23 protein-coding genes are annotated in these 20,962 nt (G+C 73.1%); 11 read left to right on the top strand and 12 right to left on the bottom strand.

The features are described from left to right. The first annotated feature begins 22 nt into the window (after window positions 1-22). Window positions 23-631 carry a TetR/AcrR family transcriptional regulator gene (locus tag Dsi01nite_RS17555; RefSeq protein ID WP_203847238.1) on the top strand — a complete coding sequence of 203 codons (609 nt, stop codon included), beginning with the start codon at window positions 23-25 and terminating at the stop codon, window positions 629-631. A 62-nt stretch (window positions 632-693) separates the two neighbouring features. Here Dsi01nite_RS17555 and Dsi01nite_RS17560 read toward each other — a convergent pair whose 3' ends face one another. Then, window positions 694-1,869, bottom strand: a complete 1,176-nt coding sequence (locus Dsi01nite_RS17560; RefSeq protein ID WP_203847239.1) for an EAL domain-containing protein — start codon at window positions 1,867-1,869, stop codon at window positions 694-696. A 115-nt stretch (window positions 1,870-1,984) separates the two neighbouring features. On the opposite strand from Dsi01nite_RS17560, the gene Dsi01nite_RS17565 reads away from it, so the two are divergent. Continuing rightward, entirely contained in the window at window positions 1,985-2,557 is a 573-nt protein-coding gene (locus tag Dsi01nite_RS17565; protein WP_203847240.1) for a hypothetical protein, read from the top strand. 5 nt (window positions 2,558-2,562) lie between these two features. Here Dsi01nite_RS17565 and Dsi01nite_RS17570 read toward each other — a convergent pair whose 3' ends face one another. Continuing rightward, on the bottom strand, window positions 2,563-5,046 hold the full coding sequence (locus Dsi01nite_RS17570; RefSeq protein WP_203847241.1) for a hypothetical protein: 2,484 nt from the start codon (window positions 5,044-5,046) through the stop codon (window positions 2,563-2,565). A 49-nt stretch (window positions 5,047-5,095) separates the two neighbouring features. On the opposite strand from Dsi01nite_RS17570, the gene Dsi01nite_RS17575 reads away from it, so the two are divergent. From Dsi01nite_RS17575 to Dsi01nite_RS17590, 4 genes are all read left to right on the top strand, one after another. Continuing rightward, entirely contained in the window at window positions 5,096-5,509 is a 414-nt protein-coding gene (locus Dsi01nite_RS17575) for an aminotransferase-like domain-containing protein (RefSeq protein WP_203847242.1), read from the top strand. A gap of 79 nt (window positions 5,510-5,588) precedes the next feature. Next, window positions 5,589-5,939, top strand: coding sequence for a hypothetical protein (locus Dsi01nite_RS17580; RefSeq protein ID WP_203847243.1), 351 nt, complete (start codon window positions 5,589-5,591; stop codon window positions 5,937-5,939). Between the two features lie 143 nt (window positions 5,940-6,082). Next, window positions 6,083-7,369: an ArsB/NhaD family transporter gene (locus Dsi01nite_RS17585; protein ID WP_203847244.1), complete on the top strand. Its 1,287-nt coding sequence runs from the start codon at window positions 6,083-6,085 to the stop codon at window positions 7,367-7,369. After that, window positions 7,366-7,854, top strand: coding sequence for a cation:proton antiporter regulatory subunit (locus Dsi01nite_RS17590; protein ID WP_203847245.1), 489 nt, complete (start codon window positions 7,366-7,368; stop codon window positions 7,852-7,854). The genes Dsi01nite_RS17585 and Dsi01nite_RS17590 overlap by 4 nt, the downstream gene beginning before the upstream one ends. Before the next feature lie 48 nt (window positions 7,855-7,902). Here the strand turns inward: Dsi01nite_RS17590 and Dsi01nite_RS17595 are convergent, their stop codons facing one another. The 4 genes from Dsi01nite_RS17595 to Dsi01nite_RS17610 all read right to left on the bottom strand — a co-directional run bounded on the left by Dsi01nite_RS17595 (window position 7,903) and on the right by Dsi01nite_RS17610 (window position 10,344). Then, window positions 7,903-8,511 (bottom strand): MBL fold metallo-hydrolase, encoded by a 609-nt coding sequence (locus tag Dsi01nite_RS17595; protein ID WP_203847246.1) that lies wholly within the window; start codon window positions 8,509-8,511, stop codon window positions 7,903-7,905. Between the two features lie 37 nt (window positions 8,512-8,548). Then, window positions 8,549-8,815 (bottom strand): hypothetical protein, encoded by a 267-nt coding sequence (locus tag Dsi01nite_RS17600; RefSeq protein ID WP_203847247.1) that lies wholly within the window; start codon window positions 8,813-8,815, stop codon window positions 8,549-8,551. A gap of 63 nt (window positions 8,816-8,878) precedes the next feature. Continuing rightward, window positions 8,879-9,079 carry a ferredoxin gene (locus Dsi01nite_RS17605; protein WP_203847248.1) on the bottom strand — a complete coding sequence of 67 codons (201 nt, stop codon included), beginning with the start codon at window positions 9,077-9,079 and terminating at the stop codon, window positions 8,879-8,881. Continuing rightward, window positions 9,079-10,344: a cytochrome P450 gene (locus Dsi01nite_RS17610; protein WP_203847249.1), complete on the bottom strand. Its 1,266-nt coding sequence runs from the start codon at window positions 10,342-10,344 to the stop codon at window positions 9,079-9,081. The genes Dsi01nite_RS17605 and Dsi01nite_RS17610 overlap by 1 nt, the downstream gene beginning before the upstream one ends. An 88-nt stretch (window positions 10,345-10,432) precedes the next feature. Between Dsi01nite_RS17610 and Dsi01nite_RS17615 the strand changes: the two genes are divergently transcribed. After that, window positions 10,433-10,738 carry a hypothetical protein gene (locus Dsi01nite_RS17615; protein ID WP_203847250.1) on the top strand — a complete coding sequence of 102 codons (306 nt, stop codon included), beginning with the start codon at window positions 10,433-10,435 and terminating at the stop codon, window positions 10,736-10,738. A gap of 84 nt (window positions 10,739-10,822) precedes the next feature. After that, window positions 10,823-11,659, top strand: coding sequence for a hypothetical protein (locus tag Dsi01nite_RS17620; protein WP_203847251.1), 837 nt, complete (start codon window positions 10,823-10,825; stop codon window positions 11,657-11,659). On the opposite strand, the gene Dsi01nite_RS17625 is transcribed toward Dsi01nite_RS17620, so the two are convergent. The 3 genes from Dsi01nite_RS17625 to Dsi01nite_RS17635 all read right to left on the bottom strand — a co-directional run bounded on the left by Dsi01nite_RS17625 (window position 11,631) and on the right by Dsi01nite_RS17635 (window position 15,512). Next, the gene (locus Dsi01nite_RS17625; RefSeq protein WP_239135963.1) at window positions 11,631-14,000 is read right to left on the bottom strand and encodes a putative bifunctional diguanylate cyclase/phosphodiesterase; all 2,370 of its coding nucleotides are present in this window, start codon (window positions 13,998-14,000) and stop codon (window positions 11,631-11,633) included. The genes Dsi01nite_RS17620 and Dsi01nite_RS17625 overlap by 29 nt on opposite strands. A 66-nt stretch (window positions 14,001-14,066) precedes the next feature. Next, window positions 14,067-14,819: a hypothetical protein gene (locus Dsi01nite_RS17630; protein WP_203847252.1), complete on the bottom strand. Its 753-nt coding sequence runs from the start codon at window positions 14,817-14,819 to the stop codon at window positions 14,067-14,069. A 60-nt stretch (window positions 14,820-14,879) separates the two neighbouring features. Then, window positions 14,880-15,512: a rhomboid family intramembrane serine protease gene (locus Dsi01nite_RS17635; protein WP_203847253.1), complete on the bottom strand. Its 633-nt coding sequence runs from the start codon at window positions 15,510-15,512 to the stop codon at window positions 14,880-14,882. A 208-nt stretch (window positions 15,513-15,720) separates the two neighbouring features. Between Dsi01nite_RS17635 and Dsi01nite_RS17640 the strand changes: the two genes are divergently transcribed. Further along, entirely contained in the window at window positions 15,721-17,712 is a 1,992-nt protein-coding gene (locus Dsi01nite_RS17640; RefSeq protein ID WP_203847254.1) for a sulfatase, read from the top strand. Here the strand turns inward: Dsi01nite_RS17640 and Dsi01nite_RS17645 are convergent. Beyond that, on the bottom strand, window positions 17,678-18,256 hold the full coding sequence (locus Dsi01nite_RS17645; protein ID WP_203847255.1) for a TetR/AcrR family transcriptional regulator: 579 nt from the start codon (window positions 18,254-18,256) through the stop codon (window positions 17,678-17,680). The genes Dsi01nite_RS17640 and Dsi01nite_RS17645 overlap by 35 nt on opposite strands. A gap of 77 nt (window positions 18,257-18,333) precedes the next feature. On the opposite strand from Dsi01nite_RS17645, the gene Dsi01nite_RS17650 reads away from it, so the two are divergent. Further along, entirely contained in the window at window positions 18,334-18,807 is a 474-nt protein-coding gene (locus tag Dsi01nite_RS17650) for a nuclear transport factor 2 family protein (protein WP_203847256.1), read from the top strand. Window positions 18,808-19,240: 433 nt separating this feature from the next. On the opposite strand, the gene Dsi01nite_RS17655 is transcribed toward Dsi01nite_RS17650, so the two are convergent. Further along, window positions 19,241-19,771, bottom strand: a complete 531-nt coding sequence (locus Dsi01nite_RS17655; RefSeq protein ID WP_203847257.1) for a CGNR zinc finger domain-containing protein — start codon at window positions 19,769-19,771, stop codon at window positions 19,241-19,243. Between the two features lie 26 nt (window positions 19,772-19,797). On the opposite strand from Dsi01nite_RS17655, the gene Dsi01nite_RS17660 reads away from it, so the two are divergent. After that, the gene (locus tag Dsi01nite_RS17660; RefSeq protein ID WP_203847258.1) at window positions 19,798-19,956 is read left to right on the top strand and encodes a hypothetical protein; all 159 of its coding nucleotides are present in this window, start codon (window positions 19,798-19,800) and stop codon (window positions 19,954-19,956) included. A gap of 91 nt (window positions 19,957-20,047) precedes the next feature. On the opposite strand, the gene Dsi01nite_RS17665 is transcribed toward Dsi01nite_RS17660, so the two are convergent. After that, window positions 20,048-20,926 carry an RNA polymerase sigma-70 factor gene (locus Dsi01nite_RS17665; protein ID WP_203847259.1) on the bottom strand — a complete coding sequence of 293 codons (879 nt, stop codon included), beginning with the start codon at window positions 20,924-20,926 and terminating at the stop codon, window positions 20,048-20,050. Window positions 20,927-20,962: the final 36 nt, after the last annotated feature.

The following is a 20,962-nucleotide window of genomic DNA, read 5'->3' on the forward strand; positions in this document are numbered from 1 at the left end:
ACAAGAGTGATACTCTCCGTGCGTGGTTGTCAAGAAGGGCCACCGGCAGCGGCAGGCCGAGGCGACGAAGGCGCAGATCGCGGCGGCGGCGCGCACCCTGTTCGCCACCCAGGGCTACGTGGGGACGACCATCGCCGCGATCGCCGACGCCGCCGACATCCCGGCCCCGACGATCTACTCGGCGTTCGGTGGCAAGGCCGCCATCCTGCGGGCCATCGCCTGGGGCGTCGTCGGCACCCTCGACGTCGACCGCGCCCACGACGAGGCCCTCGCGCACCCGGACCCCCGATCGGCCCTGCGCCTGGTCGCGAACCTCCAGCGCCGGCAGCACGAGCAGATGTACGACGTCATCGACATCTACCAGGAGGCGGCCCGGACCGACCCGGACATCGCCGAAGACCTCCGCACCATCGCCGGCAACCGCGAACGCGCCTTCCGCCGCCAGGTCGAGGCCGTCGCCGCCCACCTGGCGCCCGGGATCGACGTCGACGCCGGCGTCGCCATCTACCTCACGCTCGTGCTCCCCGAGGTCTACCGGACCCTCGTCATCGAGCGCGGCTGGACCGCCGACCGCTACGAACAGTGGCTCGCCGGCGCCCTGATCACCCAGCTGCTGCGGCCACCGGCCTGACTCCTCACCGTCTCACGAGCCCGGCGAGCAGGTCCTTCGTGCGCTCGTCGCGGTCGCGGGGTTCAGCCGTGCCGGTTCAGCAGGGCGCGGGTGACGGCGGCGACCGTGGGCAGGTCCTCGACGACGGCGACCTCCAGCGGACCGGACGACCGGACGCACAGCGCGTGGCCGTAGCCGGCGCCGATGACCACAGCGGTGAACTCGTCGGTGACGGGCTTGTCGATGACGATGACCGATCGGGCCTGACCGACGAGGCCGTCCAGGGAACCGGCGATGCCCGGGACGGCCCCCGCCCCGCTGGAGACCAGCACGACGGCGGAACGGTCGGCCGCGAGCACCCGGCGCAGCCCGGTGAGCGCCTCCGCGACCGTCTCCGCACTCCCGACGGTGGCCCGTCCCGCAGCCTGGAACGGCGTGCCGGGCGCCTGGTGGAACCCCGGACGCGGCGGGCGCAACGCCTCCCGGGCGGTGGCGTCGAACCGGTCGCTCGCCTGCTCGATGCGGCCCGGCCGCCCGAACAGCCAGCCCTGCCCCCAGTGGGCGCCGAGGTCGCGGGCGACGACCAGGTCGTCCTCCGTCTCGACCCCCTCGGCGATCACCACGGCGCCGGTGCGCCGCGCCTCCGACCGCACCACCGCCGCCACCGCCCTGGTGGTGTGCGCCTCCGGATTGCGGACCAGGCTCATGTCCAGCTTGATCACTTCGGGTTCCAGGACCGGCAGGAAGGCCAGCGACATCGGATCGACCCCGACGTCGTCCAGCGCGATCGCGTTCCCCCACTGCTGCACCGCCCCGACCAGCCGCAGCATGCTGCCCGGCACGGACGGCAGGGCCCGCTCCGTGAACTCGAGCACCTCCCGGAACGGCAGCCCGGCGCTCACCAGCTCGATCAGCCGCGGCGACAGCGGCTGGTCGAGCACCGCCGGCTCGGCGTTGACGAACAGCAGCGGCGGCGGGACCGGCGCGGCCACCGCCAGCTCCAGCGCCCGCTCGGCGCACAGCATGTCGAGCTCCCCGAACCGGCCGGCGTCCCGGGCGGCCGCGAACAGGCGGTCCGGGAACTCGAGCACCGAGCCGGCGGGCCCGCGGGCGAGCGCCTCCATCCCCACCACGGCCCGGGTGGACAGGTCCACGATCGGCTGGAACACCGGCCGCACCAGGCGCCCGTCCAGCACCGCGCCGATCATCGCGCCGGTGCCGTGTGCCTCGCGGGCGCGTACGTCAACAGTCCGTGTCATCAAGCAACCAATCGCAGAAACGTGCCCCCTTCATCGGCGGCCGGGCGGCGAACTGAAGCGGTCGTGAACCGGACAGCGGGGAACGCCACCACCCGGACCGGACGTCGGAGGGTGCATGTCTCGCAGTCTCGTCATCGCAGTGGCCGTGGCCGCCCTTGTCAGCGGCTGCCGCCCCGCCGACGCCCGCCCGGACCCCTCGCCCGAACCCGTCACCTCGCCGACGGTCGCCCCGGCCGGCGGCCCCGTCCCGTTGCGCATCCAGCTCGGCGCCGGCGAACGGCTCATCCCGCGCTCGTCCGCACCGAGCGGCTGCCCGGGCCTCGACACGGTGGTGTACCTCGGCGCCGGCCGCGCGTTCCGGCTCATGGCGTTCGCCACCACCTGCCCCGCCGGTGACACCTCCCGCCACATCAACGGCGACCACGGCGTCTACCGCACGACCGCCGACATCCCGGCGGACCGCCGGAATGTCACCGTGCCGACCGCGCTCGGCGAGGCGGTCGTGTTCACCCAGGCCTACTCGGAGTACACGAACTCCGCCAACCACTACACCGAGCCGGTCGCCGTCATCACGCTCACGCATCCGGCCGATCCCGCGTACCAGGCCCTCACCGTGATCTCGGAGAAGGGCACGCTGACCGTCGACGAGCTCTCCACCGCCCTGCGGAAGCAGCTGCTGGCGCCCTGATGGGTTCAGGGCTCGTACGGGGTCGGCGACGGCGTGTTCCAGGCGGCCGCGAGGCGTGCCACGTCCGGGCCCGATCGCCACAGTGTCTCCGGGTCCGTGGGCATGGCGGCGTTGAGCAGGTGCAGCAGCCGGCCCGGCGGGAGCGCGCCGAGCTTGCGCGACGCGGCGCGTTCGCGACGTGCGGTCAGACCGGTCGCAGCCAGGTAGTCCGCGGGAACGACGACATCGTCAGCGGCAACCGCGTACAGCGCTCCGGTGAGCAGCGCTGTGGCGGTCGCGGCCCGCACGCCCACGGCGGTCGCCGCAGGGGCTGCCCACTCCGGGCGCCAGGTGACCGGGCCACGCTCGGCGAGCAGGTCAACGAACCGCTGGACGGACCCCGTGGTGCCCCATGCGCCGAGCGGAGTGCGTTCCACCACCTGTAGCCCGTCACGTTCGGGCGCCGCCCCGCGGACGATGACCCGATGACACGAGCGGCCGAGCCCGGAGTGGATCCCTTCGGCGACGACCGCCCGCAGGTCGAACTTCGCGGCGATATCGCCCGGGAACTCGTCGTCGACCACCACGGTGAGCATCGACAGGCCGGCGGTGCCGTCGGCGAGGCCGGCGTCGGCGAGGGCGGTCAGCAGCGTGGCGAGGGCCTCCCGCTCCGGTGCCGGTGTGGTCGCCATCCCCGCTCGCAGCGCCAGGGCGCCGAGACCACCGACCACACGGCTCCAACCCCTCACCCCGGCGGAGCGAGGGCTCGACCCGCCTCGCAGTGCGGCCGGCAGGCTGTGCAGCAAGTCCATCAGGCGGTAGCCGGCGGTCAGGTCGGCGCGGGCCGACCGCCTGGGCGCGCCGAACTTCGACGCGTAGGCGAGTCCGGCGACGGCATTGGTGAGGGTCGCGTCATCGGCGTGGGCCGGCACCAGTGGCGAGGGCGGCAGGTGGCGCAGCGCCCGGAACAGGTGGACGGTCGCGGTCAGGTCCGCGGCGATCGTGGCCTGCCGTTCCACCCCGGCGACCAGGACCGGGTCGGTGGCGGGCGGGAGCGGTCCGCCGGCACGCATGGCCGCGGAAGCGGCCTGGTCCCGCGGGCCCAGCAGATCCCACCAGCCGACCGGCGGCATTCCCTCGGCTCTGTCCGGGCCGTACGCGGGCGTGCCGGTCACCGGATCCCAGATCGTCACGGCGCCGAACGGGTCGGCGGTGACGAGGCGGTCGGCGCCGCCCGGCAGTCGCAGCACCCCCGCGATCTGGGCCACGACAGCGGTGGCCGGCAGTGGGACCTGGCGGCCGTCGACCGACCGGACGCACGACATACCGGCGGTGTCGATCACGTCCCAGCCGGTCTCACCGTCGACGGCGCCGAACGCGGCGGGCGCGCCGGCCGGCAGTTCCCGACGCCAGCGCCGGCGGACCGGACCGCCGTCGGGGACCGGCTCGAACCGGCCACCGGGGACGACGTCTGAGAACGTGGGCGGCCGCGTCGCCGGGCCGACCACGATACCGGCGAGTTCGGCGTCCACGTCGGCGACGTCGAGGACGACGTCCAGTGTGTCGGCCCAGTAGCCGACCTCCGTGCCGCGGGCCCGCCAGCTGACGAGGAGCCGGCCGCCGTGCAGGGTGCAGCGCGGCTGGAACCGGCCCTCGATCCCATCGCGTTCCGGGACATTCAGGTGATACCGGGCAATGACGCCGGACGGGCCCAGGACCACGGCATTGTCGTTGTCGTGGATCGCCAGCAGTGGCCAGTCCTGGTCGGTGCGCAGGTGCGCCGGGTCGAGGCCGGCAAAGGCCTGCACGTACGCCGGCCAAGCCAGCTCAACTGGGATGCCGCAGCGCAGTGTCCGCGACAGGGCGTCCGCCGGATCCAGCGTGGCGAGGCGGTCCAGGAGCGGCCCGAACGCGGCGTAGCCCGCCGGGGTCCGCAGCGGCCCCAGCCGGTGCAGGATGCGCTTCAGCTCGCCGATCGGCGCGGCGGCCGCCGCCGCGGTCAGCACGTCGACCTCGGCGGCGAGCATCGCGGCCACCCCCGGGACCGCCAGCGCCCGTGCGAGCAGGTTCGGGTGCAGCGGCTGTCCACCCGTTATCTCTGCACCGAAGGAATGGCTGCCCAGTAGGTCCACGCATTCGCGACGGAACCTGGTGGTGAACAGCGGGTGCGTGCCCAGCGCCAGCAGCGGCCGGCGGCCGGGTTCGCCGTCGGCGAACCAGTCGGCGAGGGGGATCCGGTTCGGCGGCTCCAGCTCGAAGGGGATGTCCTCGGCGACGAACAGGTCGTACACGTCCAACTCGCGGAAGCTCCAGGGGCCGCCCGAGCTGGTCACCGGCACCCCGTCCGCGCGCAGCCGGTCGCCGAGCCTCGACACCAGGTCCAGCAGTGGCGCCGACCGCGTCCTGACGTTGTGCTCGGCCCGGTCGGCGAGCAGGCGGCTCAGCCGGCGGGCTGGCGCACCCGGCTCGGAGGCGTGGAGCTGGCGTTCGATCTCGTCAAGGCGCTGCACAGTACAGCACGATAGCCCCCACCCCCGTCCACAACGCGGCGGAGTGATCATGGATCGACGAGAGCAGCTCCTGGCCCCTGTGGCCGTCGTCCTTCCGATCAACGTGGAGCGGCTCGTCACCGGCGACGAGCAGTGGTTCGACCGGGTCCTGACCGCGGCGAGGGACCTGCACCGGGAGCGCGCCGGGATCCTGATCGACGCGCTGCACGAGCAGCTGCCGGGCGCGTTCGAGACGCAGGCACCGGAGGGCGTGCTGTTCCTGTGGCCGCGGCTCGCCGACGACGCAGTCGACCCGGCGGCGCTCTACCAGCGGGCGGCCGCCAACGGCGTGGTCTACCAGCAGGGCGAGTTCTTCGCGGCGAGCCCGCAGCGGGACTCGGCCCGGCATCTGCGGTTCGCGAACGGCGACCGCACCCCCGACGAACTGCGCGAGGCGGTGCGCCGACTGGCCCTGGCGTTCTGACCGTCCACTTGCGACACTCAGCCGCCTTCCCGCCGCGCCTGGTAGGGTTGACGATTCCAGAATCGGCGGGAGGTGCGGCGTGAAGAACTCCTCCGCGCTGCGCGCCGCCGCCATCGGGCTGGCGCTCAGCGCCTGCGCGCTGCTGCTCGGGCTGTCCCGGGCCCAGCACGCGCTGCCCGGCGACATGTTCCAGGTCGCCCGCGCCACGGCCGCCGTCGCCACCGTGGCCGGCGCCGAGACCCCGCAGGGCAGGAAGCTGCCCGAGCCGCGGGACTCCCGGGCCGACGCGCCGCACTGGCTCGCCGTCCTGCCACGCATCACCGGCGCCGAGGTCCACCTCGGGCCGGTGTGCGACGCGCCCGCTTCCGCGACCATCCACGATGGACGGTCGGCCGGGACGCCGGGCTGCCGCGGTCCACCGACCTCCTGAAGCACGAGACGACACCTGTCACAGCCGTGACCCACAAGGGTCGACGGCATCGTCGCGTTGCCCTTTCGGAGGTTGTCCATCATGTACCGCATACCGCCGCGCCCCCGTCAGCTCGTCACGCCGCACGGCCCGCCGGGTCGCCGATGAGCGCCCTCGCCGCGATCGCCATCTTCACGATCGCGTTCGTCCTCATCGCCACCGAGAAGGTCCACCGGGTCGCCGTCGCCCTGTTCGCCGCCGGCATGATGGCGCTGCTGGGGCTCGTGCCGGGCAAGGACGTGTTCTTCTCCGAGCACGCCGGCATCGACTGGAACGTCATCTTCCTGCTGCTCGGCATGATGATCATCGTCGGGGTGATCAAGCAGACCGGCGTCTTCGAGTTCCTCGCGATCTGGGCGGCGAAACGGTCCCGCGGGCGGCCCTACAAGCTGCTCGTGCTGCTCATGGTCATCACCGCGGTCGCGTCGCCGTTCCTGGACAACGTCACCACCATCATGCTGGTGGCGCCGGTGACCGTCCTGGTGTGCCGCAAGCTCGGGATCCCCGCGGCGCCGTACCTCATCGCGGAGGCCCTCGCGTCCAACATCGGCGGTGCGGCCACCCTCATCGGCGACCCGCCGAACATCATCATCGGCAGCCGGGCCGGGCTGACGTTCAACGACTTCATCGTCCACATGGCCCCGATCGTCGTGGTCCTGTTCGTCCTGTTCGTGCTCCTCGCGTGGGTCATGTTCCGCAAGCGCTTCGAGTACCACCCCGAGCGCGTCGCCGAGGTCATGGCCCTGGACGAGCGCGCGTCGATCACCGACCGGCGGCTCCTGATCCGCTGCCTCGCGGTCCTGACACTGGTCGTCACCGGGTTCGCGCTGCACGCCGTCATCCACGTCGAGCCGGCCATCATCGCCCTGCTCGGCGCCGGGCTGATGGTGCTCGTCGCCCGCGTCGACACGTCGGTGTACCTGCAGGAGGTCGAGTGGTCGACGCTCGTCTTCTTCATGGGCCTGTTCGTCATGGTCGGCGGCCTCGTCGAGACCGGCGTCATCCACAACATCGGCAGCTGGGCGACCGGTCAGGTCGGCGACAACTGGTTCCTCGCCGCGACCGGGCTGCTGTTCGGCTCGGCGATTCTCGGCGCGTTCTTCGACAACATCCCCTACGTGGCGACGATGGCCCCGATCGTCGAGGACATCGTCGCGATGACCCCCGACCCGGCCACCGGCCAGTCGCTGTGGTGGGCGTTCGCGCTCGGCGCCGACTTCGGCGGCAACGGCACCGCCATCGCGGCCAGCGCCAACGTCGTCGTGCTCGGCATCGCCGCCCGGTCGGGCGAGCCGATCAGCTTCTGGCAGTTCACCCGCTACGGCATCGTCACCACCGTGATGACCACCATCATCGCGTGGGGCTACGTCTGGCTGCGGTACTTCACATGACCGCCGAAGGAGGCATCATGCACACCACCAGCACTCCACTGCCCGGCATCGGCACCCTCCACGTGCTCGCCGCCCGGGACGGTCACCGCGTCGGGGTCGTCCGGCACGCCGACGACCGCCGGGAGCTCGTCGTCTACGACCCGGCCGACCCGGACACCCGCCTCACCGGCGTCCTGCTCACCGCGGCCGAGGCGGGCGTCCTCGCCGACCTGGTCGGCGCCGCCGGCCCGGTGACGCACTGCGCCCGGCTGGACCGGCACGCCGGCGGCGTGTCCGTGCTGCAGGTGCTGATCGGCACCGACTCGCCACGGGTGGGCCGCCCGCTGGCCGGCACCGGCGTCGACGGCGCGGCCATCGTCGCGGTCGTCCGTGGCGAGCACGTCATCCCGGCCCCCGGCCCGGGGCTGCGGTGCCGCGCCGGCGACGTCGTCGTGGTCATCGGCCGCCCCGACGCCGCGTTCGAGGTGATCGACGCGGTCACCTGACGCTCATGATCCGGAAAGAGACCTGGTGCGCCACAGGTCTCTTCCGGATCACCGGGAGGTCAGGTCTACCGAGTTCCCCAGCGGGATGCGGGAGTAGTCGGTGCCGGCGGTCTCCGTCAGCCAGTCGTCGAACGACTCGAGGCCCCGGGCGCTGAGGTTGACGTCGTGGATCGGGAACGCGCGGGCCGGGCGGACGGCGCGGGTGAACTCGATGACCTCGCCGAGCTTCACCCACGGGCCAGAGGCCGGGACGAGCAGGGTGTCGACGGGCTCGGCGGGCACGAACAGGGCGTCGCCCGGGTGGTAGACGCCGTCCACGATGTATCCGACGTTGGGGCAGCCGGGCAGGCCGTCGACGATCTCGGCGTGCACGCCGCCCACGACGCGGACGGTGAACCCCGCGGCGGTGAACGTGTCGCCCACCTCCACCGCGACCGCGCCGAGCTGCGCGGCGAGGGCCGGATGGGTGTAGACGGTGAGCGCCGGGTTCGTGGCGAGCAGGTCGACGTCGACGTGATCGGCGTGCTCGTGGGTGATGAGCACCGCGGTGGCGCCGGCCAGGGCCGCCGGCTCGGAGTACACGCCCGGGTCGATCACCAGGGCCCGGTCGCCGTCCTCGAGGCGCACGCAGGCGTGGCCATACTTGGTGAGCCGCATCCGGTCAATCTACCCGCGGACGTGACGCCGCGGCGGGTCAGCCGGACCGCTGCGCGGCGATGGTGCCGCGGCCGCAGTTGACCGCCTCGCCCGGCGCGGTGAAGAAACGACCGCCGGAGTGTCGCCGGCTCGCCCGACGCGGTGGAGAAGCGGACCGCCGGGATGTCGCCGGCTCGCCCGACGCGGTGAAGAAGCGGACCGCCGGGATGTCGCCGACGGTGAGGAACGCGGCGTGGGAGATGCCCGCCCGCCGGACCAGGTCGCGGCGGGCGGCATCGGTGAGCTCCGGATCGTCGTCGAACACGGCGGTAAGGCTGCCGCCGCCCGCGTGCGGCGTGCAGGCGTCGACGATGACCGTGCGCCGAACCTACCCCTCGTCGTGGATCTCGATGACGAGCGCGGGGCAGCGGGTCGCGGCGTCGTGCGCCGACTCGTGGTGCCGGGCGTCGGGATGCTCGTCGAGCAGCACCACGACGCCGTCGTCGTCGCGCTGGTCGAACACCTCCGGGGCGAGCAGCACGCAGACCCCGGAGCCGATGCACCGGTCCGCGTGGATCTCGACCCGCATCAGGCGCCCGATTCCAGCGCCGGGACGATCTCGTCCCAGGCGACCGGCACGGCGACCGGGCCGAGCACCGAGCTGTTCACCTTGAACCGGATCTCGTCGAACGGCACCGCGAGGCGCAGCGACGGGATCCGCCGCGGCAGGGTGGCCAGGACGGTGGTGAGCTCGAGGCGGGCCAGCTGCTGCCCGACACACTGATGCGGGCCGTGCCCGAAGCCGAGGTGCGCGCCGCTGGTCCGGCCGACGTCGAGGCGGTCCCCGTCGGCGTAGAGGGCGCCGTCGCGGTTGGCCGACTGGACCGCGACCACCACGTAGTCGCCGGCCTTCACCGGCTGCCCGGCGATCTCGGTGTCCTGGGTGACCTCGCGCAGCAGCCCGCCACCGACGCCGAGGTAGCGGACCAGCTCCTCCGTGGCGGTCCCGGCCAGTGACGGGTCCTCGCGCAGCCGCTCCAGCTCCTGCGGGTGCTCCAGCAGCGCGAGGACGCCGTGGCTGATCAGGCTGGCGGTGGTGTCATACCCGGCGATCAGCAGCGCCGCGGCCATCGTGACCAGCTCCATGTCGGTGAACGGCTGGTCGGTCTGGTCGCTGCGCACGATCATGCGGCTGATGACGTCCTCGCCCGGGGCGGCGCGACGGGTCACGACAGTCATGTACAGGTATTCGAACAGGGGCTGCAGCGCCGCCGCGACGTCAGTGGCGCTCGACCCGCCCGCGGACAGCGACTCGGCGGCCCGTTTGAACAGCGGCTGGTCGGCCTCCGGCACGTCGAGCAGCTCGGCGATGACGGCGGTGGTGACGGGCCGGGCGAAGTCGGCGTACAGGTCCACCGGCTGCGTGGTCGCGGCCAGCGCGTCCAGCTGCCGGTCCACGATCCCCTGCACCAGCGGGCGGAGCTGGTTGATCCGCTTGATGTTGGACACCTCGGGCGCCATGTGCCGGCGGAACCGCAGGTGCTCGGCGCCGTCCATGCGGGGGAACTCACCCTCGCTGACCGGGACGTCGGTGCCGCCACCGAACCCGAGCAGGATGTGCGCGGCGACCCCGGCCCGATTGCTGAACAGCTCCGGGTCCCCGAGCACCTGACGGACGTCGGCATACCGGCTGACCAACCACGCGTCCACGCCGGTCGGGCAGGACACCCGGATCACCGGCTGTCCGGCGCGCAGGTCCTCGTATTCCGGCGGCGGCCCGAACGGGCACTTCTGCTCCCCCGGCAACGGTAACGGCGGCAGCGCCCCGGCCTGATGTTCGCTGACTGCGGTCATGAGAAACCCCCGACGTCGTGACTGGCAAAACCCATCCACTTTCATCAAATCATCGATGAAACGCAACGGGCAAGTAGGGTGGACGCCGATGGTCACGATGCGGATCGAGGACGCCTTCACCCTGCCGGACGGGCGCACGGTGGTGACCGGCCGGCCGGTCGGCGGCGACGTGCGGCTCGGCGGCCGGTTGTGGCTGACCGGCGACCGGACAGCGCCGCGGGAAGTCGTGGTGACGGCGTTCCTGCGCATCTGCGGGCGGCAGGACGCGACGCTCGCGCGGGACGGTTTGAACGCCGCGATGACCCTCGGCGGCCTCCCGCCCGACGCGATCCTCATCGGGCGGACGCTGCGGGCCGGCGATCCGTCATCTCCAGCCCGACCACCGCGCTCGTAACAATCGTCGTGCGTGGCCGGCCGGCACTGTGACACGATCCCACCGCACGCCGCAGCATCAGCCGTGCGGATGTTGGGAGGACGGATGGCCGGACTGAGCATCATCGTGTGCCTGCCGCCGGACGCGACGGCGGACGTGGTCGGCGCGCTCGATGTGGCGCTGGCACCGTTCGAGGCGTATCAGGGCTATCCGGCCGAACGGGACCAGTGGGAATCCTGGCGCATCGCGGGCGGCAACGACGGCCACGGCTTCCACATCCGGCCCGGTGCCGAGGACGACCCCCGGCTCATCCACGACCAGCCGCACTGGAGCCTCGGGGAGCAGCCGAGCATGCCCGGCATGTGCACGGGCGGCCCCCGCGGGCTGCTCGACCTGACCAGCGCCGGCGCCGCGGCCGAGGTCGCCGCCGGGCAGATCTGGGACCTGTTCCACCAGCTCCGCGACGAGCTGCCGCCTGCCCTGCCCATGGAGCATTTCGCCCAACTGCCGCGCAATCAGATCCCGTACGTCCCGATCGGGCGGGACGAGCACGGCGGTTTCAAGCTCCTGCCGGACCCCGGCCGCCAGCAGGCCGGGGAGCAGTACCGGGCCCAGCCGCTGATCCGGCAGCTCCTCGAGTCGCCGCACTTCGGAGCGGGGGCGGTGGCCCAGCTCCCGGAGATCCTGCCGTGGTTCACCGTGTCCCGGGAGCGATACGTGGCCGCCCGGGCCGAGGAGGTGCGGCGCAACTCCGCGCTGCTCACCCTGGACGGCTGGTGGGTCGACCTGGACCTTGAACCGGTCCACAGCGCCTGCGACAGCCTCAGCACCTGCCCGCACCGCGACGGCTGGACCGAGCCGTGGACCCGGGCCCGGATAGCCACCTACCTGGAGGAGCTCCCCGGCGACGTCATCATCGTCCGGCTGCGCTGCCGTGTGTGAAGGGACCGGCCGCCACTGACTGCTGGCGGGCCAGGAGCTGGGACACGCCGTCGGCGGTCATCGGCCGGGCCAGGTGGTAGCCCTGGCCGAGGGTGTAGCCGAGCTCCAGGAGCACGGCCGCCTGCTCCGCGCTCTCCACACCCTCGGCGACCGTGTCCAGGCCGAGCGCGCGGGCGAGCTGCATCACCGCCCGGGCCACCGCCTGCCGGGCGTCGGCCGCGGCCGGCTGACCGTCGTCGATCTCGATGCCGTCCACGAAGGACTTGTCCAGCTTGACGATCGCGGCGGGGAACGCGCGCAGCAGGCTCAGCGACGACTCGCCGGTGCCGAAGTCGTCCAGCGCCAGCCGGATGCCCATCCGGTCCAGCTCGTACAGGGTCCGGGACACCTGCTGCCCGCGCAGCACCGCGGACTCCGTCACCTCGAGGACCAGCCGCTCGCAGGGCAGCCCGCTGTCGGCGAGCGCGGCGGTCACGTCGGACACGAAGTCGGGGTCGTGCAGCTGCCGCGCCGACACGTTGAGCCCCGCCTCAGGCAGCGCGTCCGGCCCGAACTCGGCCAGCCACGCGGCGGCCTGCCGGCAGGTCTCGCGCAGCACGAACCGGCCCAGCGGCACGATCAGGCCGGTCCGTTCGGCGGCCGGGATGAACTCGGCCGGACTGATCACGCCACGGGCCGGGTGGTGCCAGCGGACCAGCGCCTCGACGCCGATCATCCGGTGATCCGCCAGCCGCATGATCGGTTGGTACACCACGCGCAGCTCGCCGTCGTCCAGGGCCCGCCGCAGCTCCCCGCCGAGCTGCATGTGCGCCAGCACCGGCTCGCCCATGCCCTCGACGTATCGCACGAAGCCGGCCTTGCCGCGCTGTTTCGCCGTGTACATCGCGACGTCGGCGTTGCGCAGCACCGAGTCGACGGTCGCGCCGGGCGCGGCGGTGGCGATGCCGATGCTCGCCTGCACCAGGAGGCGGTGCTCGCTGATCGGCTGGTTGAGCGCGTCGACCAGCCGGCCGGCCAGCTCCTCGGGGTCGGCGTCGGCCGCGGTGAGCAGCACCGCGAACTCGTCGCCGCCGACCCGCACCGCCAGACCGTCGTCGCCGACCTCGGCGCGCAGCAGCCGCGCCACGGAGACGAGCAGGTGGTCGCCGACGCCGTGGCCGAGCAGATCGTTGACGGCCTTGAAGTCGTCCAGGTCGACCAGGAGCACCGTCGCCCGTTCCGTCCTGGTCAGCGCGGTCGTCAGCCGCCCCCGGAACAGCGCCCGGTTGGCCAGCCCGGTGAGGGCGTCGTGGCTGACCTCGTACTGCAGCCGCTCCTCCTGGACCCGCGTGTTGTGCAGCAGGCGGGCGTTCTCCTGGAACGCGAGGTACTGCCGGACCGTGACCAGCCCGGTCACCACCACCGCGGCGATCACGACCACGCGGGCCGGCCAGTGCACCGGCGCGCCGAACGCGACCGCGATCAGCGGCGCGTCGACCGCGATCACGGCCAGGTAGGGCAGCAGCACACCGCCGCGGTTCGGGTCGCGGCGGGGGCCCCGGTCGGCCCGCCACTGCGCCGCGACACCGAGCGCGACCAGCGCCGGGGCGAGGGGCATCACGACCGCCTGGGCGGGCACGGTGGCGGCGTATCCGAACCGCACCGCGAGCACGGCGACGACCCCGGCGATGACCCCGCCGCTGGCCGCTACGAGCCGCAGGGCGGTGGGGTCGATGGGCCCGCCCGCGACGTAGGACACCTTCGTCACGGCACCGACCGTGACCAGGAACGCGAGCGCGGTCAGCACCATCGCCTGGCGGCTCCACGGCTCGCGGGCCGACAGCATGGGGGCCAGCACCGCATACCACAGCACGGCCGTGCAGCCGAGGAACGCGATCGCGCGGTCGAGCAGCATCCGCCACCACTCGGTGCCCCCGGTCGTGGCGACCGGCACCCGGGCGATGGCCCAGATGGCGATCCCGAACCCGACCGCCGCGCAGGCCGCGGCCGGCACCGGCATGGTCCGCGTGTGCGCCGTGTCGGCGTGCACCAGCATGTCGACCGCCAGCCAGCCGTAGCCGACCGTGACCGTGCCGACGGCGACGAGCACCGTGCGCCAGAACCGCCGGGCGACCCTGCCGAGGTGCCCGCTGCGGGCCAGCCGGTGCACGGCCGCGACCGCGAACACCCCGCCGAGCGGCGCGAACGCATACGCGAACGCCTCCGTGCCGGCGCCGACCGTGACGAACGCGACGCACCAGGCGGTGCCCAGCACGGCATTGACGATGGTGGCCGCGACGCATCGCCGGGTCACCGCATCGACCGCGGGGGCGGCCGTTGATCGAAGCGCCTCCCGCGTCACGGTCCCGACCCTATCGTGCCGGTTACGTACCGGATCTCACCCGAACGTTCGACTTTCCCCGCCTGGTCAGAGCCTCAGCATGCCGCCCACCAGGCGGCGCCGGACCCGCCACTGGGTGGCCTCGCCGGACGGCCAGGGGAACCCGCCCTCGCGGAACACCCAGTTCAGGTACGACACGAACGGCATCGTGGTCTCCCAGTTGAACAGCCCGTCGACGCAACGGTCGGGCAGGACCATCCCGTACGGCCCGCCGCCACTGACGTTCGCCTTGTGGTACCGGTCCGGCGCCAGCGGCAACACGAACAGCCCGGCGTTGTCGGGGTCGTCCGCCTGGTCCTGCTGCCAGCCGGTCCAGCCCTCGTCGAAGTAGTCGCGGATCGACGAGTCCGGGTGGTGCGTGCCCTCCACCTGCAGCACCAGCGGGTCGCCACTCGCCGACGAGGCCCATTGCGGGTGCGTGCCGACCAGCCAGACGTCGCCGACGATCCGCACCCACGACAGCAGCGTCATCGGCACCGCGCCGAACCGCTCCTGCAGCCAGGCCGCCTGCGCCTCGGCGCCGGGCCCCGGTGGGATGTGCCCCCTCGTCGGGGTCTCCTCGTCGTCGTTGCGGTGGAAGCGGTACCCCTCCGCGGTCAGCCGCTCGACGATGAGCTCGACGTTGTGCCGGGCCCGGTGTGCCATCTCGTCGCAGACCAGCTGCGCCTCCCCGGCCCATTCGGACTCCCGGACCGCGCCGCCGAGCAGGCGCAGCTCCTGCCAGACCTGGTCCTGCTGCCCGTCCTTGTAGCGGCTGAGCCACCGCGGCGAAGATCCCATGGGGGCAGATCCTGCCGGACCCGCCGGCCACGCCTCGGGCCGGGCCTGCCGGGTCCGACCTCAGGACGGCGGGGTGACCGGAATCGATCGCCGGGGGACGGCGAGCGCCGCGCCGGCCAGGGCGCCGAGCAGCGCCGCGCCGCCGTGGATGTCGGCGAGGACGAGGAGGGTCAGCGCGGCGATCAGGCTCACCGCGGCCGCCGAGCGGGCCCGGCGGTCCACGTCGCGGGCGACGACGGCGGCCGCCGCGAGCGACCCGGCGAGACCGAAGATGACCAGGGAGGTGCCGGCACCGACGGGCTGGACGACGAGGCCCCACAGGTTGCCCAGGACCTGCACGGCGAGCGCGATGGCGACCCACCGGCCCGGGCCCCAGCGGCGTTCTGCGAGGGTACCGATGACGGCGAGCGCGGCCAGGTTGAAGATCGTGCCGGTCCAGCCGCTGTCCTGGACGGTGAACGACGTGACCAGGCGCCACAGCTCGCCGTCGCCGATCGCCGTCCGGTCGCGGCGCAGCGCCTCGAACAGGCCCGGCGCCACGGTGAGTTGCAGGAGCGACGGCACGGCGGTGAGGGCGAACGCGATCATCGTGGCGATCGGGGTCCGGCGGGGCGTGGAACGCACCAGTTGCGCCCCGGCCATTCCGGCGGTGACCAGTAGCACGATGTACAGGACGGACAGGAGGGCGGACACGTGACCCATGGTGGACCATGCCCGGGCTGTGACGCGTCCCGCGGGGGCGTGTCCTTGCGGAGCTGCTCCCTCGAGCGTGCCGGCGACGCCCGCGCCGCGGTGCCCTTGTTAACAGATGTGGTTCGATATTGCCGGGTGCTCGACGGAGGAATTCGGGCGGCCTACCTTCGCTGGCACGGCTCCCGCCGCCGCCACGAGGGGAATCGACATGAGCAGTGCAATGGATCGCCGCGCCGTGCTGCGTGGGCTCGGTGCCGCCGGGATCGGCGCCGGCACCGGTTGGGCGCTCGGACCGGGTGACGCCGCCGCCGCGACGAGACCGAACATCGTCGTCGTGCTCATCGACGACCTGGCCCGGCGGGAGCTCGGCTGCTACGGCAACACGTTCAACGAGACCCCGCACATGGACCGGCTCGCCGCCGACGGGGTGCGGTTCACCGCCGGGTACACCGCCGCGCCGGTCTGCTCGCCGACCCGGGCCAGCATCATGACCGGGCAGTACCCGGCGCGGGTGGGCATCACCGAGTTCCTCGGCCCGTCCGGCGACGACTTCCTGCCGACCAGCCACCGCACGCTGCCGGAGACGCTGCGCGACGCCGGCTACCGCACCGGCCTGATCGGCAAGTGGCACCTCAGCGAGACCTACACCGGCCCGGTCACGTCCCGGCCCGGCAACCCGTGGTCGCACGGGTTCACCGACGTCATCGCCTCCGAGCAGCAGTACATCGCCGGCGGCGACTACTTCCACCCGTACTTCATGCTGCCGGACCTGCCGGCCCGCAAGCCCGACGAGTACCTGGTCGACCGGCTCAACCTCGAGGCCGTCGACTTCATCACCGGCTCGCACCAGCAGGGCACGCCGTTCTTCCTGTACCTCGCCCACTACGCCACCCACGCGACCCTCGCCGCACCGCAGGCGCTCGTCGACAAGTACGCCGCGAAAACCGGCAGCGGGCAGCCCGGCCGTAATCCCGTCCTGGCCGCGATGCTCGAGGTCATCGACGACGGCGTCGGCGCGATCCGGGCCACCCTCACCCAGCTCGGCATCGCCGGCGACACCGTCATCGTGCTGCTGTCCGACAACGGCGGCGACAGCGCCGTCGCGACCAACGCACCGCTGCGCGGCAGCAAGGCGACCCTGTACGAGGGCGGCGTGCGGGTACCGATGATCACCTACCACCCGGCGGGCGCGCCCGGCCGGGTCGTGGACACGCCGTTCAGCACCGTCGACTTCATGCCCACGCTGCTCGACGTGGCCGGCGTGGCCCGGCCCGCCGGGCAGCAGCTCGACGGGGCCAGCTTCGCCGGGCTGCTCAGCGGCGGGGCGGCGCCGGCCCGGGAGGACCTGTTCTGGGTCTACCCGCACTGGCACCCGCCGGGCGCGCCGACGGCGTCCGTCCGCAGTGGACGGCACAAGCTGCTGCGATACCTGCACGACGGCCGCGAGGAGCTGTTCGACCTGGTCGCCGACCCGGGCGAGGCCACGGACCTGGCGGCCAGCCAACCGGCCCGGGTGCAGGCGCTGCACGCGGCCCTCGACGCGCACCTGCGCGACGTCGACCTGCTGCCGCCGTTGCCGACGCCGGAGAACTATCCGACTGTGGTGCTGGAGCAGGAGTTCGACGCCGGGCTCGGCGGGTTCACGGTGCTGGCGCCCGCGCCCGAGAGCCGCGCCGGGACCGTGCAGGCCGCCGGCGGGGTGCTGACCGTCGCGGCGGGCGGCGCGCCGGCGTTCGCGCTGCTGCGCTCGACCGTGGCCGCGACCGTCTCACCCGTCGCGGTCATCGCCAGCCAGCGCTCCTACGCCAACGCGGCCGCCACCGGCCAGGACACGCTGTTCGCCGGGCTGGTCAAGGACGCGCAGAACTACCTGCTCGTCTGGTACAACCACAAGCTCAAACGGACCGGCTGGGACGTGCGGATCGCCGGCACCCTCACCGGCCAGCGCGTCACCCAGCTCGACGCAACGATCAACTATCCGGGTCCGAACGCCCGCCTCGCGTGCGTGCTGCACCGCGACGAGCTCAGCGCCTACGCCGTCGCCGCGGGTGGCGCGTGGCAGTACCTGTTCACCGCCGACGTCGGCCGCTTCGCCCGCCTCGACGACCCGGCCGTGCGGGCGCAGTACCGCTACGGCTTCGGGATCCGCGTCGACGGCGGGACGTTCACGGCCGAACGGTTCGCCGTCCGCCGCCGGTGACCTCAGCGAGGCCGTCGAAGACGATCTCGAGGGCCCGGGCCGTCACCTCGGCGTCGGTGGCCAGCCGGGACATGGCCACCAGCAGGGCATAGACCTCGGGCAGCTCGACGTCGTCGCGGACGGCGCCGGCCCGCTGGGCGCGCTGCAGCAGGGCCCCGACGGCGCGGCGCAGGCCGTTGGACGCCTGCGCCGCCTCGCCGTCGCTGTCACCGCCGGCGTGCAGCAGCGCCTCGCCGATGGCGATCTTCGTCGCGGCGTCGGCGACGAGGTGGCGGAAGAAGTCACGGAACGCGCTGCCCGGGTCCTCGGCCCCGAGCAGCGCTTCGGCCTGCTCACGGAGCCGGTCGTACCGCCGGACGAGCACCGCCTGCAGCAGGGCCGCCTTCGTGGGGAAGTGCCGGAACACGGTGGCGATGCCGACCCCGGCCCGGCGGGCCACCTCCTCGGTCGACGCGGCCGCACCGCTGGCGCCGAACACCTCCTCGGCGACGTCGAGGATCCGGCCACGATTGGCCTGCGCGTCGACCCGCTGGGTCCTGGGCATGCGGCGTCCCTTGATATCCGGAGTGGCGACTCCATATAATCGGAGTCAACACTTCGGATACTACCGGGAGGAATCGCATGACTCCGCGAGAGGTGTTCCTTGCCCTGGTCCACGGCGTCTCGGAGGGGCGGTGGGACGAGCTTGCCGACCTCTACGCCGAGCAGACCGACGTCGTGCACCCGTTCGACCCGCTGCGCGCGCCCGCGCTGCGCACCCGCGACGAGCTCCGCGAGCACTTCCGGCCCACCGGCACCGGCCCGGAGCTGCACCGCCGGCCGGTCAACATCACCGTCCACGAGACCACCGATCCCGAGGTCATCGTCGCCGAGTTCGAGTATCAGGGCACCGCCGCCGGCGAACCGTTCTCGCTGCCCGGCATCTTCGTGCTCCGCGTCCGCGACGGTCAGATCGTCAGCTCCCGCGACTACTTCGACCACCTCACCGCCGCCCGGATCCACGGCCGCCTCGAGGAGGTCGTCGCCGCCGTCCAGCAGCGGCCGGCCGCGCCGCCCGGCGACCAGCCAGCGACTTCGATCACCGCGACGCGCTGACCGCACCGCCGGAACCCCTCCCGCGAGCACACCCCGGTGATCGAAATCGCCCACTGGTCGCCCGGACGACCAACCCGCAACTTCGATCACCGGGGAGATCCACCCCGGGCGCGGCATTTGGGCTGATCCGGACCTCGGGATGCCTGATCGAGCGCCGGGCACACGGAGGTCGTTGCCGGATCCCCGCAACCGGAAGGATCCTCGTTCCGCTCGTCGCGCCATCACGCGCTGCATTACTGGGCCCGGAACGCTCTTCCACGCGGAGTCACCTCCGGCCGGATCGCCCACCTGGGTCGGTGATCGAAGTCGCGCGGCGGTCGTGTGGACGGCCAGCGCGCGACTTCGATCACCGGGAAGATCGGCTTGCCTGCGGCACAAGGCACACAAAGCACACAAAGCACGACGCGGGCGAGGTGCGCGAGGGGTCACGGGCTCAGGGGCGGTTCGCGGCGGTCAGGCTCCGGTGGCGGCGGACGGCGTCGCGGTTGCCGCAGGCCGGGGAGCAGTACCGCTGCCGGCCGGTGCGGCTCAGGTCGGCGAACGGCCTGGCGCAGCCGGCGGCCGAGCAGCGGCCGAGGCGGTGCATGCCGCGACCCGACAGGTGCAGGGCGGTGCCCACGCTGATGAGCGCCCGCAGCGCGCCGGCCAGCGGCAGGTCCGGATCCCGGTAGTGCAGGTGCCAGCCGTCCTCGGCGTGGTTGGACAGCCGGGGATACGCGGCGGCCCGCTGCAGCAGGACGTTCAGCCGCGAAGCCCGGGTCGCGTCGTCGGGGGCGTCGACGACGGCGAGCCAGTCGTCGAGGAAGGCCAGGGTCTCGGTGAGGTCCTCCGGGCGCACGGCGACGTCGATGACGAACCCGGCCTCTCGGCACCGCGAGGCCAGCGCGGCCACCGTCGCCGGCGGGTCGTGGACCAGGGCGAGGGCGAGCCGCACCGGCTCCTCGCCGTAAGGGTTGATGTGCACAAGACCATTACAGCATGCTCGGAGCCATGCAGGAGCACACTTGGCGAACCACATCGAGCCATGTCACCAGCGGCGGCCGGGTCCGATACGAGCACTGCCGGTGCGGACAGTGGCGTGTCGTCGTCGACGAGGCCACCGCGCCGGCCTGGCGGACCGTCGCGACGCCGGGCGCGGCCGACCGCTGACCACGCGGCACCGCTGACCACGCGGCACCGGTGACCACGCGGCACCGGTGACCACGCGGCACCGCGTGGCACCGCTGACCGCGCGGCCGGGTCAGCGGCCCACCGGTGTCTCCCGGCCGATCCGGGACAGTTTCTCCGGGTTGCGCACGGCGTAGAGCCCGGTGATGCGGCCGTCGTCGATGCGCACGGTGATGACGGTGTCGACCGCGTCACCGACCCGGAGCAGCAGCGCCGGGTGCCCGTTGACCTGCGCCGGTCGCAGCACCGCCCCGGCGGGCACCTTGCGGCGCCCGACGAGCAGCAGCCGGGCCACCTTGCCGGCGCCGGTGATCGGCCGGCGCACGGCCTGCACCACCCCGCCGCCGTCGCCGAGCAGCACGACGTCGGGCGCGAGGATGTCGAGCAGCGGTTGCAGGCCACCGGTTTCCACCGCCCGCTGGAAGGCTGCCAGGGCGTCGCGGGTCTGCGCCGCCGACACCTCCCCGCGCGGCCGGCGGGCGGCGACGTGCGCGCGGGCCCGGTGCGCGATCTGGCGCACCGCCGCCTGACTCTTGTCGACCGCCTCCGCGATCTCCTCGTACTCCAGGGCGAACACGTCCCGCAGCACGAACACCGCCCGCTCCGTCGGCGCCAGGGTCTCCAGCACCAGCAGCATCGCCATCGACACGCTCTCCGCGAGCTCGACGTCCTCCGCCACGTCGGGCGCGGTCAGCAACGGCTCCGGCAACCACGGCCCGACGTAGGACTCCTTGCGCCGGCGCAGCGTCCGCAGCCGCATGAGCGCCTGCCGGGTGGTGATCCGGACCAGGTACGCCCGCTGGTCCAGCACGACGTCCAGGTCGACGCCCGCCCATTTCAGCCAGGTCTCCTGCAGGACGTCCTCGGCGTCCACGGCCGAGCCGAGCATCTCGTAGGCGACGGTGAACAGCAGGTTGCGGTGCGCGACGAACGCCTCCGTGGCCGGGTCCATGGTTGCTGCCTGCTCCTTCGCTCGACGGTGCCACCC

The sequence above is a fragment of the Dactylosporangium siamense genome, assembly GCF_016862795.1.
Lineage (GTDB): Bacteria > Actinomycetota > Actinomycetes > Mycobacteriales > Micromonosporaceae > Dactylosporangium > Dactylosporangium siamense.